Annotated in this window: 16 protein-coding genes, 1 tRNA gene and 1 other annotated feature; of the genes, 4 read left to right on the forward strand and 13 right to left on the reverse strand. The window is 48.0% G+C overall.

Features of this window, described 5'->3' with window-relative positions; all coding sequences use genetic code 11:
- Window positions 1-52: 52 nt before the first annotated feature.
- The gene (locus LOS79_RS11205) at window positions 53-1,342 is read right to left on the reverse strand and encodes an MFS transporter (protein ID WP_315419441.1); all 1,290 of its coding nucleotides are present in this window, start codon (window positions 1,340-1,342) and stop codon (window positions 53-55) included.
- A gap of 139 nt (window positions 1,343-1,481) precedes the next feature.
- Between LOS79_RS11205 and LOS79_RS11210 the strand changes: the two genes are divergently transcribed.
- Window positions 1,482-2,957: an aminotransferase class I/II-fold pyridoxal phosphate-dependent enzyme gene (locus LOS79_RS11210; protein ID WP_315419444.1), complete on the forward strand. Its 1,476-nt coding sequence runs from the start codon at window positions 1,482-1,484 to the stop codon at window positions 2,955-2,957.
- Between the two features lie 118 nt (window positions 2,958-3,075).
- On the opposite strand, the gene LOS79_RS11215 is transcribed toward LOS79_RS11210, so the two are convergent.
- The 6 genes from LOS79_RS11215 to LOS79_RS11240 form a co-directional block, all read right to left on the reverse strand.
- On the reverse strand, window positions 3,076-3,399 hold the full coding sequence (locus tag LOS79_RS11215; RefSeq protein ID WP_019911532.1) for a DUF1292 domain-containing protein: 324 nt from the start codon (window positions 3,397-3,399) through the stop codon (window positions 3,076-3,078).
- Window positions 3,400-3,483: 84 nt separating this feature from the next.
- On the reverse strand, window positions 3,484-4,038 hold the full coding sequence (locus LOS79_RS11220) for a copper amine oxidase (protein WP_315419450.1): 555 nt from the start codon (window positions 4,036-4,038) through the stop codon (window positions 3,484-3,486).
- A gap of 256 nt (window positions 4,039-4,294) precedes the next feature.
- The gene (locus tag LOS79_RS11225) at window positions 4,295-4,531 is read right to left on the reverse strand and encodes a DUF3892 domain-containing protein (protein ID WP_315419453.1); all 237 of its coding nucleotides are present in this window, start codon (window positions 4,529-4,531) and stop codon (window positions 4,295-4,297) included.
- A 125-nt stretch (window positions 4,532-4,656) separates the two neighbouring features.
- The gene (locus LOS79_RS11230) at window positions 4,657-5,100 is read right to left on the reverse strand and encodes a GNAT family N-acetyltransferase (RefSeq protein WP_315419455.1); all 444 of its coding nucleotides are present in this window, start codon (window positions 5,098-5,100) and stop codon (window positions 4,657-4,659) included.
- Between the two features lie 119 nt (window positions 5,101-5,219).
- Window positions 5,220-5,435 carry a hypothetical protein gene (locus LOS79_RS11235; RefSeq protein ID WP_315419457.1) on the reverse strand — a complete coding sequence of 72 codons (216 nt, stop codon included), beginning with the start codon at window positions 5,433-5,435 and terminating at the stop codon, window positions 5,220-5,222.
- Window positions 5,436-5,502: 67 nt separating this feature from the next.
- Window positions 5,503-6,597 carry a site-2 protease family protein gene (locus LOS79_RS11240; RefSeq protein WP_397386747.1) on the reverse strand — a complete coding sequence of 365 codons (1,095 nt, stop codon included), beginning with the start codon at window positions 6,595-6,597 and terminating at the stop codon, window positions 5,503-5,505.
- An 81-nt stretch (window positions 6,598-6,678) separates the two neighbouring features.
- Window positions 6,679-6,947, forward strand: a binding site (T-box leader).
- A 94-nt stretch (window positions 6,948-7,041) separates the two neighbouring features.
- Here LOS79_RS11240 and metG point away from each other — a divergent pair.
- Window positions 7,042-8,757 carry a methionine--tRNA ligase gene (gene metG / locus LOS79_RS11245; RefSeq protein ID WP_315419460.1) on the forward strand — a complete coding sequence of 572 codons (1,716 nt, stop codon included), beginning with the start codon at window positions 7,042-7,044 and terminating at the stop codon, window positions 8,755-8,757.
- On the opposite strand, the gene LOS79_RS11250 is transcribed toward metG, so the two are convergent.
- The 4 genes from LOS79_RS11250 to LOS79_RS11265 form a co-directional block, all read right to left on the reverse strand.
- Window positions 8,736-9,170 carry an NUDIX hydrolase gene (locus tag LOS79_RS11250; protein ID WP_315419461.1) on the reverse strand — a complete coding sequence of 145 codons (435 nt, stop codon included), beginning with the start codon at window positions 9,168-9,170 and terminating at the stop codon, window positions 8,736-8,738. The genes metG and LOS79_RS11250 overlap by 22 nt on opposite strands.
- A complete protein-coding gene (locus LOS79_RS11255) occupies window positions 9,167-9,901 on the reverse strand; it encodes a P-loop NTPase family protein (protein WP_315419464.1) in 735 nt (244 codons plus the stop codon). The genes LOS79_RS11250 and LOS79_RS11255 overlap by 4 nt, the downstream gene beginning before the upstream one ends.
- Window positions 9,902-10,397: 496 nt before the next feature.
- Complete coding sequence (locus LOS79_RS11260) at window positions 10,398-11,597, reverse strand: IS4 family transposase (RefSeq protein WP_315415358.1); 1,200 nt, start codon at window positions 11,595-11,597, stop codon at window positions 10,398-10,400.
- A gap of 250 nt (window positions 11,598-11,847) precedes the next feature.
- Window positions 11,848-12,000, reverse strand: coding sequence for a hypothetical protein (locus LOS79_RS11265; protein ID WP_315419467.1), 153 nt, complete (start codon window positions 11,998-12,000; stop codon window positions 11,848-11,850).
- Between the two features lie 144 nt (window positions 12,001-12,144).
- Between LOS79_RS11265 and LOS79_RS11270 the strand changes: the two genes are divergently transcribed.
- Both LOS79_RS11270 and LOS79_RS11275 read left to right on the forward strand, forming a co-directional pair.
- Window positions 12,145-12,216 (forward strand) — tRNA-Val (locus LOS79_RS11270).
- Window positions 12,217-12,548: 332 nt separating this feature from the next.
- On the forward strand, window positions 12,549-13,697 hold the full coding sequence (locus LOS79_RS11275; protein ID WP_315419469.1) for a hypothetical protein: 1,149 nt from the start codon (window positions 12,549-12,551) through the stop codon (window positions 13,695-13,697).
- Between the two features lie 341 nt (window positions 13,698-14,038).
- Here the strand turns inward: LOS79_RS11275 and LOS79_RS11280 are convergent, their stop codons facing one another.
- Together LOS79_RS11280 and LOS79_RS11285 are read right to left on the reverse strand one after the other, a co-directional pair.
- Entirely contained in the window at window positions 14,039-14,878 is an 840-nt protein-coding gene (locus tag LOS79_RS11280; RefSeq protein WP_315419471.1) for a nucleotidyltransferase domain-containing protein, read from the reverse strand.
- Between the two features lie 16 nt (window positions 14,879-14,894).
- The gene (locus LOS79_RS11285; protein ID WP_315419474.1) at window positions 14,895-15,347 is read right to left on the reverse strand and encodes a cupin domain-containing protein; all 453 of its coding nucleotides are present in this window, start codon (window positions 15,345-15,347) and stop codon (window positions 14,895-14,897) included.
- Window positions 15,348-15,445: the final 98 nt, after the last annotated feature.

Here is a 15,445-nt window from a genome sequence, read left to right on the forward strand (position 1 = left end):
TTTTGGGCTAGTATTCAGAGAATTGCGGCCGGGGTCAGCCGTCCGCTGCCACTTACTGCAGGCTGCCGGCCTTAAGCTTAGTCCTGTGGACAATCAGCAGGTGCAGGCCGAAGAGCAGCACCATGACCCCGGCACTCGCCAGAAAAGGCGCGCCATGACTGACCGAATCCCAGAGCCTGCCCGACAGCACAGGCCCGGCGACCATTCCCGAGCCCTGCAGCGTCAGGAACAGCCCCCAGACCGTTCCCCGTTCGCCCTTAGGCACCTGCTTGGCCACAAAGGCATTCCACGCCGGCAGAATAAGCGCGTAGCTGATTCCGACCAGCGCAACTGCGACAAAGGCCAGCGGCAGCCAGCGGACCTGTGAGAAGAACGCCAGCGAGCAGGCAGCGAGCAGAAACCCGATGTTCAGGAACGTGGTTGTCCCGATTCTGTCGACCAGCTTGCCCGCCGGAATAAGCGTCAGTACAGTGATGCCTCCTCCGGCAATAAGCAGCAGGCTGAACTGGTTTGGGGTGACATGCAGCTCAGACCGTGCGAACAAGGTGACTACCGGAGTCATAAGTCCTATGGCAAAAGCCTGCAGGAACAGCGCCGGGAAAAGCAGCCGGCTGACCTTCAGGGATGTACGTATCTGATGCCACGTCCCTTTAAGGCTCCGCAGCGGGCTAAACCGCTTACGCGGTGCTCCCGGCTCCCCGGCATGCATCTCCCGGACAGCCTGCGGCGCATGGCCGCCGATTCTCGGCGGCAGCAGCAACGCTACAGCGACTACAGCAACAGCGAAGCCCATAAGCACCAGGAAGACGGTATGGTAGCTCTGCCCTCCGTGATCCATGATAAAGTTAACGATAATGGGCCCGATTCCTGTTCCCGCCAGCGAAGCCATCTCCACTGCACCCATCGCTGCTCCGCTGCTTCCGCTTTCTGTAGAGCCTGCCAGCTCGGTAATCCCGGTCATCGTGACGGGCCACAGCGGTGAGGTGCCGATACCGAGAATCAGGCAGGCAGTGGTCAGGGTAGCCGCATCCTTGGCATAAATAATCAGCCCGACAGCCACCAGAATCAGCAGCAGTGCTCCGGTCATTGTCCAGCGGAATCCGATACGCTCCATAACCCAGCCGAACGGGCTGCGGAACAGATTGTCCCCCAAATATTGCAGTGCAAAGGCGAAGCCGACCACCGTAACCGAGAGGCCGAGAATATTCTCCATATAAACCGGAAGCAAGGCGACCAGCAATGATCCTTTGATGAATTCAACCAGAAAAATAATAACCCACATCTCCACAATAAACGGTGAAGCTAAATTGATATGCATACGCTGCGCTACTTTGCCAGACATTTCATCACATCCTAGTATTATGGTGATTGATTTGTTATACTGATGCTTGCTCAAGTAGAAACGGCTGCGCCGTCCTCTAAGGGATGCTTCCCGTTTCCGTGAGAAATATACTCTTCGCGAAAGGTTGTGACAGCATTAAATGGATCAACAAGTAACTCCCCTCTTCACAGCTCTCAAAAAGCATGCCGCCGGAAACCCAGTTCAATTTCATATTCCGGGGCATAAGAAGGGGCTAGGGACCGATGCCGAATTCCGTGAGTTTATCGGCGATAACGCTCTATCCATAGATTTGATCAATATTGCACCGCTTGATGACCTTCACCAGCCCACCGGGGTAATTCTTGAAGCTCAGAAGCTGGCTGCAGAGGCTTTCGGCGCCGACTACACCTATTTCAGTGTACAAGGCACGAGCAATGCCATCATGACTATGATCCTCTCTGTCTGCTCAGAAGGAGACAAAATAATTGTACCGCGCAACATTCACAAATCCGTGATGTCGGCCATTATTTTCTCCGGAGCCAAGCCTATATTCGTCTCTCCTGTACAGGATGAGAATCTTGGGATAGACCACGGCATAACCACCAGCTCGCTAGAACGGGCTTTAAGGCGTCATCCGGATGCCAAGGGTGTCCTCGTTATCAATCCGACGTATTTCGGCGTATGTGCTGACCTGCGTTCGATTGTCGACCTGGCCCACAGTTACGGGGTTCCCGTACTTGTGGACGAGGCACATGGAGTATTGATTCATTTTCATGAGGATCTACCGGTATCGGCCATGCAGGCCGGTGCGGATTTGGCAGCTACCAGCGTCCATAAGCTGGGCGGCTCCATGACGCAAAGCTCGGTACTGAATCTCAATGCAAAGACGGGTCTTGTCAACCCTCAGCGGGTACAGACTATTCTGAGCATGCTGACCACAACTTCAACATCATATATTCTGCTTGCTTCACTGGATACCTCCAGACGCAATCTTGCCCTGAACGGCCATGAGATGGCGGCGAGAACGATTGCCCTGTCCAACTATGCCCGGAAGGCTATCAACGAAATCGAAGGCTTGTACAGCTTCGGCAAAGAAATTCTCGGCACCGAAGCCACCTTCAATCTTGACCCGACAAAGCTGAACATACATGTCCGCCATCTGGGCATTACCGGGTATGAGACCGAGAACTGGCTGCGCCAGAAGTACAACATCGAAGTTGAACTGAGTGACATGTATAATATTCTTTGCCTGATCACTCCGGGCGATACCCAGGAATCTGTAGATAAGCTACTGGCTGCACTGCGGGTGCTATCGGCAATCCACTACAGCAAAGGCGAAATCTATGAGCTTAAGGTACAGGTGCCGAATATTCCGCAGCTGGCCCTGATTCCGCGCGATGCCTTCTATGCGGATACCCAGGTGGTTCCGTTCCGCGAGTCCGCCGGTTACATCATTGCAGAATTTATCTATGTCTATCCGCCGGGAATTCCAATTTTGCTTCCTGGTGAAGTTATTACCCAGGATAACATCGACTATATCATTGACCACGTAGAAATCGGTCTGCCCGTCAAAGGACCGGAAGACCGCAGCATTAACTACGTTAAGGTAGTAGTTGAGGCAGAGCCGATCTCTTAACCGGCCCTTCTCCATGCAGCAACACAAAACCCCGATACTGTTACAGTATCGGGGTTTTGTGTTAGATCATGCAGCCTTGTCCAAAGGCAGGACCGCATGTTCCTTGAATCACTGAAATCTATTCTTGCTGGGCCAGCAGCTCGTTGTAAGCTTCTTCAACAGCTTTCCATTCAGCTTCATCTTCAATGTTGTAAAGAACCATTTCTTCGTCTTCTTCTTCCATACGCAGAATGATGCCGTCTGCTTCAGGGTTTTCGCGTTCAAGCAGCAGGGCGTACAGCTTCTCGCCTACGTCAAACGTTTCTACCAGCACCATTTCTACATCTTCGCCCTGCTCGTTCGTCAAGGTCAGCACAAACTCCTCGTGCTCATGGTCGTGATCATGTCCGCAACCGCATGCTTCACCATGTTCATGGCCATGCTCATGTTTGTGATCGCTCATTGAAATACCTCGCTTTAAGTGAATTATCCTACATTTGGTATCGTAACACGTAAGATAAGTTCAGGTCAATTTGTAGAAACCCGGTTAATTCTTGACCGAGGCTGTAACTACCTTTTCAGACACCAGAACGTAATCTCCGCCCTTATTCAATTTGACGAAGAAGCCTACGCTATATTTGCCCGGATCTTTGAAATCATAAGTAAATTCAGGTGTAGAGAACCAGAAATCCTCATTCTTGGAACCGCCGGCATCCTCCAGGATATCTTTGGTATTCCCTGACGGGTCGGTAATCGCCACCTTCACGGCTGAGACGCTGTCCTTCAGGCTGTCAACCTGGGTGAGGATCTTCATCTTCAGCTTCCCTGTATTGACATTGCCGAATACCGCATCACCCTTGAACAGCACGATATGCACATTAGGCTTAAGGATCGTCACTTTGCCGGAGCCGTCCCAGCTGACAATGCCCCCTGCCTCCCGGGCAGGGATATAAGCCTTGCCGTCAATTAAATAACCGCCGTCGGAAATCTCCTTGCCGTTGCTCCATACTTTAATTTTCTGGTTAACTGCATCAGCGAATAAGTACGAGCTGCCCATCATGGAAAACACAACCACACACAGCGCTACCTTCCTCCATCTCATTGTAAAAACCCCCAAGTAATTCATGCTGTTAATGTATACTACTTCCCCTTCGACAAGTTGCGCAGAACTATTGGAATTATTACTTTTTGCAGAGGAATATTTTTTAGGTAATTGCCTGCAACCGGTTTCGGATACAAAATACTGAATGGAATGAACTCCGCACGACGCAGATGCCTGCTCTGCAGCGCAAAAAGCAGCCGGTCAGCGGTCTCAAAGAGACTCTTGTCCGGCTGCTTCGCCTGCTATTTAGGCCCGCCTAAAATTGCGGGAGCTGATCCAGATTGTTGGTAGGATCACCGTCAGCATCACCGCGGATATACATTTCGCCGTCTTTCCCTTTGAACACGTTAACTCCGGCAATGCTTCCGGCCTTCACTTCCTGTAACGCCTGCTGGTAATCCAGCACACGCCCTGAAGAGGTCTGGAACCCGGTCAGGTCGCCGTCACCGTTTCTCTGAGCAGCTACAAAGCGTTCACGTTCATTGTTCATCACTTAGGATCGTCTCCTTCGCGCTGGAATTAGCCGTATATCCGGCTCATTGCTAGCTTGTCCATAGGAGCGGAAGAGTATGTGTCCCTGAAAAGTGCGGGTTATAGTGGACGAATTAAGTTCTCAGTCTATAGTGCCTTCTGCATTCTCACATGAAGAATTCCGGCATCATAGAAGGGTTCCTTAGAGATGACTTCATAACCCAGCTTGCTGTAAAAGACTTCGGCATGACACTGCGCGTCAAGCACCGATGCTTCAAAGCCGAGTTCACGCGCACGCTCTTCCATGGCAAGCAGCAGAATCCGCCCGTAGCCTTTGGACCGGTGATGCTGGTGAACCGCGATCCGCTGCATTTTGGCGGCCCCGGCTTTATAATAGATCAGCCTTCCGGCGGCAGCGGGTTCTCCGTTATCCATAATCAGAAAATGATGTGCGTTATCACCGATTACATCATATTCATCAATTTCCTCTTCTTCCGGGACCTTCTGTTCCTCGACAAATACCTTTTTGCGGATGGTAAGCCCCATCTGGAGCTGTTCCTCTGTAGTTACGTGTACAATTTCCACGGCCATTGCGCTAGCCCCTCTCTGTAGGTCGGTCAACATTGAGCCATTATACAGAATTCTTAATATTCTGTATATAGAGAGCCCGGACAGCCGGCCTGCAAGTGCTGAGACAGACAGCCGCTGAACTACTGAACCGAATAAACCTCTTCCGGAATGGACCGGTCGTACACATCCAGCATCACCGGTGATACCCGGTTGTCCTGAGTATCCAGCCCTCCGTCTAGTCCGCTCATACTGCGGATATGCGTGTATTCCGGCTCCCTGCTTCCTGCTGAACATCCCGCTGTCACGAGGAGCAGGCAGATTCCGGCCACTCCAGCCCGCACTGCTGTCAAAGTCATTGTTGTCCCTCCCATTCATCTTGGCTCTATACAGCTTTGACGAATAAGAAGCTTCATAAACGAATAATTATAGATTTACATTGCCAACAATATGAACAAGATACATCATGCCCCCAAGAATCCCTGCAAGTGCAAAGTAAGCAATTCCGTATCTCCAGCGGGACGCTGCCGGAACATCATAGTATTTATCATTCTCATAAACGCTGAAGCTGACCTCACACTGCATCTTCAGCTGCGCCCGTGCATCCACATAAATCTCTTCCAGCTGTACCACCCGCACTTTATAGATAATAGACTGGACCGGCATGCTTGCAGTGCCATAATAGTCCAGACTCTCCCAGCGGACACCTAGATACTGCTGCCGCTCCAGATCACTGTAGGTTGTAAACGGCAACTCCCGTTTATGTTCCGGCCCGGGAATCAGATACCCCTGATCCCGCAAGTCCTCTATCGGGATCAGGAAGCTTTTCAGCACGGTATGCATCTGCTTCTGTGCACGGCGGCTAATATATTTCTTGTACAAGTCGTAAGCAAACAGCACCCAGATAATGAAGAACAGAACGGATTTCAAGTAGATGATGACAGCTAATCCGCCGATCAGGCCTCCGAGCCATAACCAGCGGGTAACCGCCGTAGCAATTCGTCCGCCATCCAGCGGATGAATCGGCAGCAGATTGATCAGATTCAGGAAGAATCCTACATAGGCCAGCGAATAGAGCAGCGGGCTGTGATAATAATAAGCTGCCCCGAATACTGCCGCCGCACCGATGCTGCCCAGCACCGGTCCGCCAAAGGCCAAGTAAGCTTCCTCCCTGGCATTAAGCGGCTGCTTCTTCATCGTGATGAGCGCTCCCATAAACGGGATGAACAAGGGGGCGCTTACCGGCAGGCCGATCCGTCTGGCAGCCAGCACATGCCCTAATTCATGTATGAACAATAGGGCAACGAACCCTGCAGCAAAGCCCCAGGGATAGATCTGAGCGTATGCCCAGATGGATACTGCCATAGAGATGACCGGACCCGCCAGCTTTCCCAGCTTGAGGAGAGAGAGAATAGCCTTCCCCTTCAGCAGCAGCAGTACTAACCCGCCGCCGAGCCATCCTTTTACACCACCTGAATTATTCTTTTCCTGCTTTTTTTCCAGTTCCGGCAAAAGTCTCATTCTCCTTTTCTGTGTGAATCAAATTGCGGTATTGACATAACCAGTGTCTGCCCTTTATGATATCCAGTAATTAGCATAACTACAATAGCTGCGAAGAGAAAGAGTACCCTGGCAATTCTTTCACAGAGAGCTCCGGCCGCTGAAAAGGAGCAAAGAAAACCCTCGGGAATATGGTCTCAGAGCTGCGCACCGAAGTCCGTTCACACGGGCCGTAGGCTGCGCCGGAACCCGCATCCGTTACCATGCTAGGGTATATCCGTGATTCTCACGGCCGTACCTGAAGAGGTGGATGCTGCAAGGCATCGATGAATTTGGGTGGTAACACGTGAGCACAGGCTCTCGTCCCTTTGGGGATGAGGGCCTTTTTTGCGTTCCGGCGAACTGAAGCTGATGCTATCAAAACTTAAGCTGATGCTTCCGAAGCGAGTTTTGCGAAGAAAATTCATGGAAGCTGATGCTTTCAAAACTTTGAGGAGGATGATTAACATGCGCAATATTTTTATCGGAGGAGCTTGGCCGTATGCCAACGGCTCCCTGCATCTGGGAAGGCTCGCCAGTATTCTGCCGGGAGATATCCTGGCCCGCTACCACCGCGCCAAAGGCGACCAGGTTCTATACGTATCCGGCAGTGACTGCCACGGGACTCCGGTCGCTGTACAGGCCGCCCAAGAGGGGGTATCCCCCGGGGCATTCGCCAGCCGGTACCATCAGGAATTCACAGATTGCTTCCGTACCCTTGGCTTCACCTATGATCTGTACACCCGGACCGATCAGGAGCAGCATCACCGCGTTGTACGGGAGCTGTTCCTAAAGCTGCTGGAGAACGGGCATTTGTACCGGAAGTCTACACTTCAATGTTATTGCGAGCAGGATCAGCGGTTCCTGCCGGACCGTTATGTTGAAGGCCGATGTCCGGTCTGCGGCAAGCAGGCAAGAGGCGACCAGTGTGATTACTGCTCCACTCTGCTTGATCCGGCGGATCTGCTGGAGCGTACCTGCAAGCTATGCGGAACCACGCCTGTACTCCGCTCTACCGAGCATTTCTATTTGTCTCTATCCAGCTTCCAGAGCACACTCTCGGATTACGTAGAATCTGCGCAGGGCTGGAGAGAAAATGCTGTGCGCCTAACCCGCAGGTATCTGCAGGAAGGGCTCCAGGACCGGGCGGCTACGCGCGATCTGGACTGGGGCGTAGATGTTCCGGCAGACGGCTTCGCCGACAAAAAGATCTATGTCTGGATCGAAGCCGTCAGCGGTTATCTCTCGGCCAGCAGACAGTGGGCTGCTGAAACCGGCAACCGCTGGGAGGATTTCTGGCTGGATTCTGCTGCGCAGGATAGGGAAGAGCCTCACTCCATAACGGCCTACTATGTCCACGGCAAAGATAATGTGCCGTTTCACAGCTTAATCTGGCCGGCTCTGCTGACTGGTGCAGGCGGACTGCATCTGCCGGACCGTATTCTGGCTTGTGAGTATATGACCCTCGAAGGTGAGAAATTCTCCACCAGCCGCAACTGGGCTGTCTGGGTACCGGACATTCTCAGCCGCTATGAGCCGGATTCCATCCGGTATTTCCTGACTGCGAACGGCCCTGAGAAACGGGATGCCGACTTCTCCTGGCGCGAATTCATTCACAGTCACAACAGTGAGCTGCTTGGTGCTTTCGGTAATTTTGTCAACCGCAGCCTGGTGTTCGTGAACAAATCCTTCGCGGGAAAAATCCCATCCGGTGAGCTTGCGCCTGAGTGGGCAGACTTGATTGAACATTTGTACCGTGATGCCGGTCAATTAATAGAAGCAGGCCATTTCAAGGAGGCGCTTGAGCTGATTTTCAGCCACATCCGCAAAGCCAATAAATATTTCGACTCGCAGCAGCCTTGGCTGCAGATCAATCAGGCCCCCGCCGCCTGCGGCAGCACAATATACACCTGTGTACAGATTATCGCTAATCTGTCCAGTCTGCTGAACCCGTTCATCCCCTTTTCCTGCGGGAAAATCAGGGGATTCTTGTCCTTTGGCGAACCGGGGTGGCAGCCGGTTTCCGTTCCTGCAGGGCAGCCGCTGCAACCTCTTACGCTGCTGTTCGAGCGAATCGATCTGAAGCAGATTGAAGAGGAGACTACGCGGCTTGCCGCTGCTCAAAATCCGGATTTAAGGTAATCCTTAATTTTGCTGAGTAACACAGGATAAATCTCTGGATACGTTACGTCTTCCGGTATTTCGCTGAATCTGCGAATCTCCTCCATTTCAAATGGGGGCAGGGGACCGAACTTATCCACAGCAGCAAAATACAGCATTCCATAGCTCTCAGGGACTTCACCCCTGCGGACGGAATAACGGCAAATAGGATATAACTCAAACACTTCAGCACCAGTTTCTTCATATAATTCGCGGGCGGCAGCTTCATCCGGGCTCTCGCCCTCGTCTATATGCCCTCCGGCAAACTCCCATGTGAACCGCTCACGATGGCGCACCAGCACCCAGTCCTCTCCCTGCTTCATGGCGATTACCACATATTTCAGCTTAGTCCCGGCTTCCGGCACTTCAGTATCATAGATAGTTACGTTCATCATCTCGCAGCTCCTTTTTCAAATAGCCTGCTATATATGTAGTTGTTCTGTTCATTGTAGTCTATATGGTTAATCAGGATCTCCTGCTTGTCGGCAGCCAGCCGGTCAAAGCAGTTCTCTTCTATAGAGAGCCACTCGCGAAAATAGTCCATTAAACCAGCTCTGCCGGATACCTTATGCCTCCGCCCGTACTCGGATTGCTGTACATAGTCTATCATCCAGTCAAGCCAGTCCGGGTAGAGCAGATAGTTATCGGATACCCGCTCTGCGGCTACTTTACTTATTTGTTCTATCTCAAGAATATAAGCAATCATCTGCTGCTCATCACAGTCCATTTTCCGTAAAAGTTCATTCAGCACCTGCTGGAACATCACATTCTCAAATATGTATACCTTGTCCGTGCCAAGTGCCTGTTCCACAAATGCTGCCATGCGGCTCTTTAACGCCTGTATGAAACGTTCGGTCTCCAAATTTCCGTTGTCCGCAACAAACGGTGTCAATTCCTTATAAATCTCTGGGTACTCCTTAAGATGAGGCATAAAAATACAATACCATCCGCCGTATGCCTTAACTCTAGCGTCCAGCTCTTCTTCGTACACAGGGAATCTGCTTCTAGTTGTGGCATATTCTTCAGCTGACATTACTGCAGTCATCCTTATATCACACGGATTCTCTGAAGCAGAGTCTGCATGATATTCAAAGTAAACCTCGGCTTCCCTTCCGTTCTTGTTCAATCGATCATACAGCTGCCATGCGCTTGCGGATTTCCCGCTGCCGTGAATGCCTTCAAAAACTATAAATCTATGCTTCACTCGTCTCACTCCGTTTGATGAATGATATGTATTGTCGTGTTCACTTGGCCTTAAGGAAACAGTCTAAGGTGCGTCTTACATAGTTGGAAAAACGTATCTTAATTTGGCGGTTTTGGAGCGTTTGCGGGAATTAGGTGGATAAACGTATCTTAATTTTATGTATTTACCCTCTTTCTACTAATCGGCCTCGAATTAAGTGCTGTTTTTCCAACTGTTGTTTGAAATCGGACTATTCCGTACGTCAGCAAGTGGAGAAAATCCACTCGCATTGCATTAACCCTAACATGAAATCTATATATACCTATTTATTGGTTTTAAAGAATATTTTTACATCCACTTCTTCTCTCAAAAGTTAAAAAGAGTAGGAGGGAATAGATGTAAGACGCGTTTGTCAATTAAATCCATATTTGCGTTCGAATTACTTTTTGCTCGGCCGTAGCTTGCCTACCGTCGTTCGTAGAATTTTTGGTTTTGGACGGACGCCCGTGGGTTTCCCTTTGGACGATTTTCGCGGACGTAACACCTCTTGCTCCAATGCAGACCACGGCAGATAGAGATACACCCGCATCAGTTTAAGCAACTGCCAAGGCGTTAGCTTCCGGGCGAAAGAAGCATTGGCCTCCTGCACCAGAAGCGCCGTAATTAAGACCAGGAACAACTGATTCCAGATCGCCTGCGGTTTGTAGCTATGCACGTGCACGGCTCGCAAATGCTGCTTCATCCATTTAAAAAACAACTCAATGAGCCAACGGTTTTTGTAAATCTGTGCGATCTCTTCCGCCGATACCTCCCAGATGGAAGTGACAAGCCGGTAGAGGCGCCCTTTTTCATCCAGAAATTCAATGAGGCGTAAGGTTTTCTTGTCCGCCCGATCCGCACGGCCCATGTGGACCTTGGCGTCCCGAAGGATTCGGCTTCCGGCAGGCACCGTAGATTCTTCAAGGACAGTGGTGTATGCCCGGTCCCGCAGACGCATCACAAATCGAATCCCTTGGGTACTCCACGCCTCCATCTTTTTGTAGTCATCGTACCCCCGGTCCATGACATAAGTCGTGTCCGAAGGAATGACCAATTCTACGGCACACGCTCGATCTCCGACATTGGCAGTCGTGGGAACCATAGCATCGGGAAACACGGTGTCGGGCGAGGCCACAACCAGACGAAGATGCATTTTGACGCTGCTGGCCTTACGAGTCACCTGTGCCCAATTCCCCAAATTCAGGGGTAACGAAATGGTGGAAGCATCTACAATGCTCAGTTTACCAATGGTTTTGGAAATCCCACTTAACGATGCTGTCCGCTCTTTGGCCCGCAGAGCCAGTTGCTGAAAAAGCCACTCGAGCAGTTCGGTAGGCAGACGATCTAAGGAACGGGATAACTGAGAGCCGCTAATACTTTCCAAATGAAACAAACGCTGCAGTTCGGTTTGTGCACGGATTTGAGCTTCGATTTCGCTGTAAGAACCCCATCGATTCAACTGGGCGGAAACAAAAATCAAGATACTTTTCATCACAGTTAGCTTTTTAGTGTAGTAATCGAACACGGTGGGGTCTAGAGCATTGACCGGAAGTAAAGATAAGAATTGACGTATGACTGAATTTGCTTTAACGTTATCCATTGAGAGCTCCTTTGTAAGGGGGTATGGACAACGCGCCTACCTTCTTACATTAGAGTTTTTTTCTGTTTCTGGACAGGTAGTTTATTCCATTCGGATAATGTTAGCTTTTATGCAACGCTAGTGGAGAAAATCCACCTAATTTCCTGCATCGCCTACGCAGGTTTTGGAGTATCCACATTTGTACAATGTATCATCTCCTATTCAACAAAAAAATCCCGCCGGCATACAGCGGGACCTCTGCAAAAGCTTGTTATCTGCCGCCTGTAAACGGATTAATCTCACTGGATAAATCCCGGCCGGCTTTCTTTTCTTCCGCCGTAATCCGCTTTCCGAGAGCAGCATAGTACCAAACCAGTGGAGCGCCAGCCAATACCAGAAACCCAAGGGACATAAGTAATGACATGATTTGTCAGCTCCTTTCTAGCTCCAGCTTAACACCACCACCTAATTATTACAATTATATCCCAGCTATAATCCAGCCCATTTCGTCTTTCAAAAAAACTTATTGCTATTCCTTCGCATCCTGTGGTATTATAAATTTCGTTGCAGGACGGTAGCTCAGCGGGAGAGCACTATCTTGACAGGGTAGGGGTCATGGGTTCGAACCCCATCCGTCCTATACTGCATCACCTAGAACACCCCCTTATATGTAAGGGGGTGTTCTATTTTTGTACCCCTTAACCATCTCAGCATAGGCTCTGTATTATCTATCATTGGTCACATCGTTTTTTTTCAACCGAATAATAAATCAGAAAAATCAATTGCTGCTTCATGTTACATGTTGGGCATTGGGTGAGTATATAAGTCAAGGTTGGTTTGAATTTTGGAGTGACCATGATGATATTGTATTATTATACAAATGAGGTGAGGGAAAAGTACTTAATAAAGGGACTATAAAATAATTAGAGTTAGAACTTGAAAAAATATGGTTGAAAGTTGGGAGTGTTTTTAGTGACAATTAAAGTTTTAAAAAAACCTTTAGCTCTATTCAATATGAGTCTTCTTATACTATTATTGTTTCTTAATCCTTTATCAGTTTTTGCGGCTGATAATGAGAATGACAAAGTAGTTGATTATCTTTTACCTTTAGTTTCAAATAAAGCTACAAGCGATCAAGTTTCTTATATTGCAACTAACGATAAAGGAACAATCCTAGTTAAAACCTTACATGGTTATTTAGATATTACATATGATTACGGCAAGACATGGCAATCTAGGAAACTACCTAGAGACGCTAATTATAATCTCCAATACAATAATGGTCTTTTTTATTTATCAGTAAGTGATTATAAAGGCACGGAAAGTTATTATTCTACAGATGGTGTAACATGGTCATCTTTTACTCTGCGCCCACCAGCAGAAGTTAATTTAGAAGGAAGCAGTCTATCTATAAAAGATGTGTTTACCGTGAATGGTAAATGGGTTTTGTATGGATCAGGTTATTATAATCGGCAATCTTATATTTTCACGTCTGATAATGGTATAAATTGGGATTATACTGGGGTTATTCCTACAAATAAAGTGTTCGGCTTATTTTGGAATGGACAAAACTATAGTGCTATTATGTTATCCGGATATATGTTTGTAGATAAAGATATTAAAAATAGCAAATATAGACATTTCCTAGGCCCTCAGGGATCAGCAGAACTCATAGTATATACATCACCCGACTTGAAAAAGTGGAAACAAATTTCAGGGTTAACTCCAGGAAACTGGTATTATTCTACCGGCACTAGCTCATCACAAACTGGAATTTTCTATTGGTATGATCCTTACTCTAATGAATTAACTTCGACTGACGGTATTAATTTTAAAATCAAAAAGTTACCTAAAGCTTTACAAACAAATGATTACCGTTCTCCCATTTACAAAAAAGGTAATATTTATTATGTTTTTATGAATGAATGGGTAAGCACCGGGGTGGTCCATACAAAAGTATTAACTTCGAACGATAAATTAAACTGGAAGGAAACGAAAATAAATGTTTTAAATTCTATGGTAGTTATTCAGTCTGGAAGCAAGTTTATTGGCAAAGGGACTGATGAAGAAGGGAAAATTGTCATATCTGATGATGGAATCCATTGGAAAAGAATTAAATAATCATAGGCCCTTCCTCATATCTATTAATCCTGTTAGTGCTAGACTTCTTAACTCCCAAGTAACATCTTCTCCAGTTGGTCAGTGGTTTCCTTACCTCAAACGTTTTTAAAAGATCCGGATTAGTGCTTGTAGCGGTCTCTCTTAATTACTGAAAGATCGTAAATTTATCGTGAGTGTTATAAACGAAAAAAAATCTTATCGCTATGTTGGGATACATCAGTTTATATACCTGTCAATCTTAAAAGGGTGAGAGCATGGGTTAACTCCATCAATCCTACACCACCTTGAACAACCTCTTATTTTGTAAGAGGTTGTTCTTTAGGGGGCTCTTCTTAAATAAGTCATTCATCCACTACCCATTCATCATAAACACGATTAGCCTCCAAATGAATATAACGAAGCAATCCCACAAGGTCCATCAGCCGCTTTTCATTTGAATGATAGAAGCGCTTAGGGAGCATCCGCTTGATGTTAATAGCTTCATAGATGAGTTCATGCCACTGCTGCGGAATCATTGTAATGCCGTAATAACCGGCCTCAACCTTGCTCTTAATATCATGATGATTCAGGGTATATAACTGCCGCAGCATGCCAAGTGTACATAATTCAACAGCTTCATCAAACTGCTTAGCGGTGCTTGCCGGATCTGGGTCTGCTGAGTTAAATGAAGCCAGATGCTTCTCTAACCGGTGGATCCAGCCGAGCCAATAGGAATTCAAGTTATTAATGGTGAATTGAAGCAAAACATCATTGTCAGTTTCCACCTTTAAGGCTTGTGCCGATCCAAACACTTTAATGCCATGATTGCCGAGAATCCACCAAGTGACTGGATTAATATCAGAACCAGAACCATCAGTATGTACTTGCTTATAATAGTAGGTTATCAGAGAACTAATTGCACTTTGCGGTTTGCCTATATCCTTCCTTAGCAGATAAGCTCCCATGATGTCAGTGTGCGGAAATACATTTTCCAGCTCAGTATGGGCCGCCGCGATAGACTGGATATCAGACTCAGTAGCCGGCTTCTGAAGAATTGCAATGAAATCAATATCGCTGGAACCTTCAATATAGTCTCCCAGTGCAACCGAACCGTATAGGTAAACGGAATCGATATCTACATTATTCTTCACCAAAGCGTTGCACAGCGTATTCATAGTTTGTTCAACTACTTGCGGTAACATGATAAGCCCCCTTCAGTTACTTCTTCCACTTCTCCGCGACCTTCTCCTCACCCTCATAATAGTCCACCTGCTCAGCCAGATACACTTCCTCATAAGGTAAAATGTTGATTTTCCCGGAATCCGGATATTCACAAATATCAATCCCGTGATTCGTGCGCAGGTCCAGATAAACACAAGGGTCACTGGTATGATTATACAGCTGATGAGCCCCCTCCGGCCCGGTTTCAAAAAACACGGTATCTCCTGCCTTCACCTCCTGAAAACCTTCAGGTGTTCTTAACGTAGCCTGGCCCGAGAGAATTACAAACATCTCCTCAGCGCTTCTATGAAAATGATAAGGATATGAATACTTCCCGGGATCAAGAGACCTCATTTCAAACAGCAGCTGCTTCGCCCCCGCCTGCTCTGCCAGCTTCCGGCTGGTATGCCAGGCATACTCCGGAACGGGTGACTGTTTTTGTTCAAACATAATATTTTGTTCATTAAAAATAATAGCCATTACTATCTCTCCTAACCTTCGGTTTATTAGAAAACCCCTTCGACCACAAGTGGCGTAAGGGGTTCCTG

This window comes from Paenibacillus sp. MMS20-IR301, assembly GCF_032302195.1.
GTDB lineage: Bacteria > Bacillota > Bacilli > Paenibacillales > Paenibacillaceae > Paenibacillus_AQ.

Excerpts from the sequence above, each read along its gene's own strand:
- LOS79_RS11205 (WP_315419441.1), bottom strand. The coding sequence starts at position 1,342 with ATGTCTGGCAAAGTAGCGCAGCGTATGCATATCAATTTAGCTTCACCG.
- LOS79_RS11210 (WP_315419444.1), top strand. The coding sequence starts at position 1,482 with ATGGATCAACAAGTAACTCCCCTCTTCACAGCTCTCAAAAAGCATGCC.
- LOS79_RS11215 (WP_019911532.1), bottom strand. The coding sequence starts at position 3,399 with ATGAGCGATCACAAACATGAGCATGGCCATGAACATGGTGAAGCATGC.
- LOS79_RS11220 (WP_315419450.1), bottom strand. The coding sequence starts at position 4,038 with ATGAGATGGAGGAAGGTAGCGCTGTGTGTGGTTGTGTTTTCCATGATG.
- LOS79_RS11230 (WP_315419455.1), bottom strand. The coding sequence starts at position 5,100 with ATGGCCGTGGAAATTGTACACGTAACTACAGAGGAACAGCTCCAGATG.
- LOS79_RS11235 (WP_315419457.1), bottom strand. The coding sequence starts at position 5,435 with ATGACTTTGACAGCAGTGCGGGCTGGAGTGGCCGGAATCTGCCTGCTC.
- LOS79_RS11240 (WP_397386747.1), bottom strand. The coding sequence starts at position 6,597 with ATGAGACTTTTGCCGGAACTGGAAAAAAAGCAGGAAAAGAATAATTCA.
- metG (WP_315419460.1), top strand. The coding sequence starts at position 7,042 with ATGGAAGCTGATGCTTTCAAAACTTTGAGGAGGATGATTAACATGCGC.
- LOS79_RS11250 (WP_315419461.1), bottom strand. The coding sequence starts at position 9,170 with ATGATGAACGTAACTATCTATGATACTGAAGTGCCGGAAGCCGGGACT.
- LOS79_RS11260 (WP_315415358.1), bottom strand. The coding sequence starts at position 11,597 with ATGGATAACGTTAAAGCAAATTCAGTCATACGTCAATTCTTATCTTTA.
- LOS79_RS11265 (WP_315419467.1), bottom strand. The coding sequence starts at position 12,000 with ATGTCATTACTTATGTCCCTTGGGTTTCTGGTATTGGCTGGCGCTCCA.
- LOS79_RS11280 (WP_315419471.1), bottom strand. The coding sequence starts at position 14,878 with ATGTTACCGCAAGTAGTTGAACAAACTATGAATACGCTGTGCAACGCT.
- LOS79_RS11285 (WP_315419474.1), bottom strand. The coding sequence starts at position 15,347 with ATGTTTGAACAAAAACAGTCACCCGTTCCGGAGTATGCCTGGCATACC.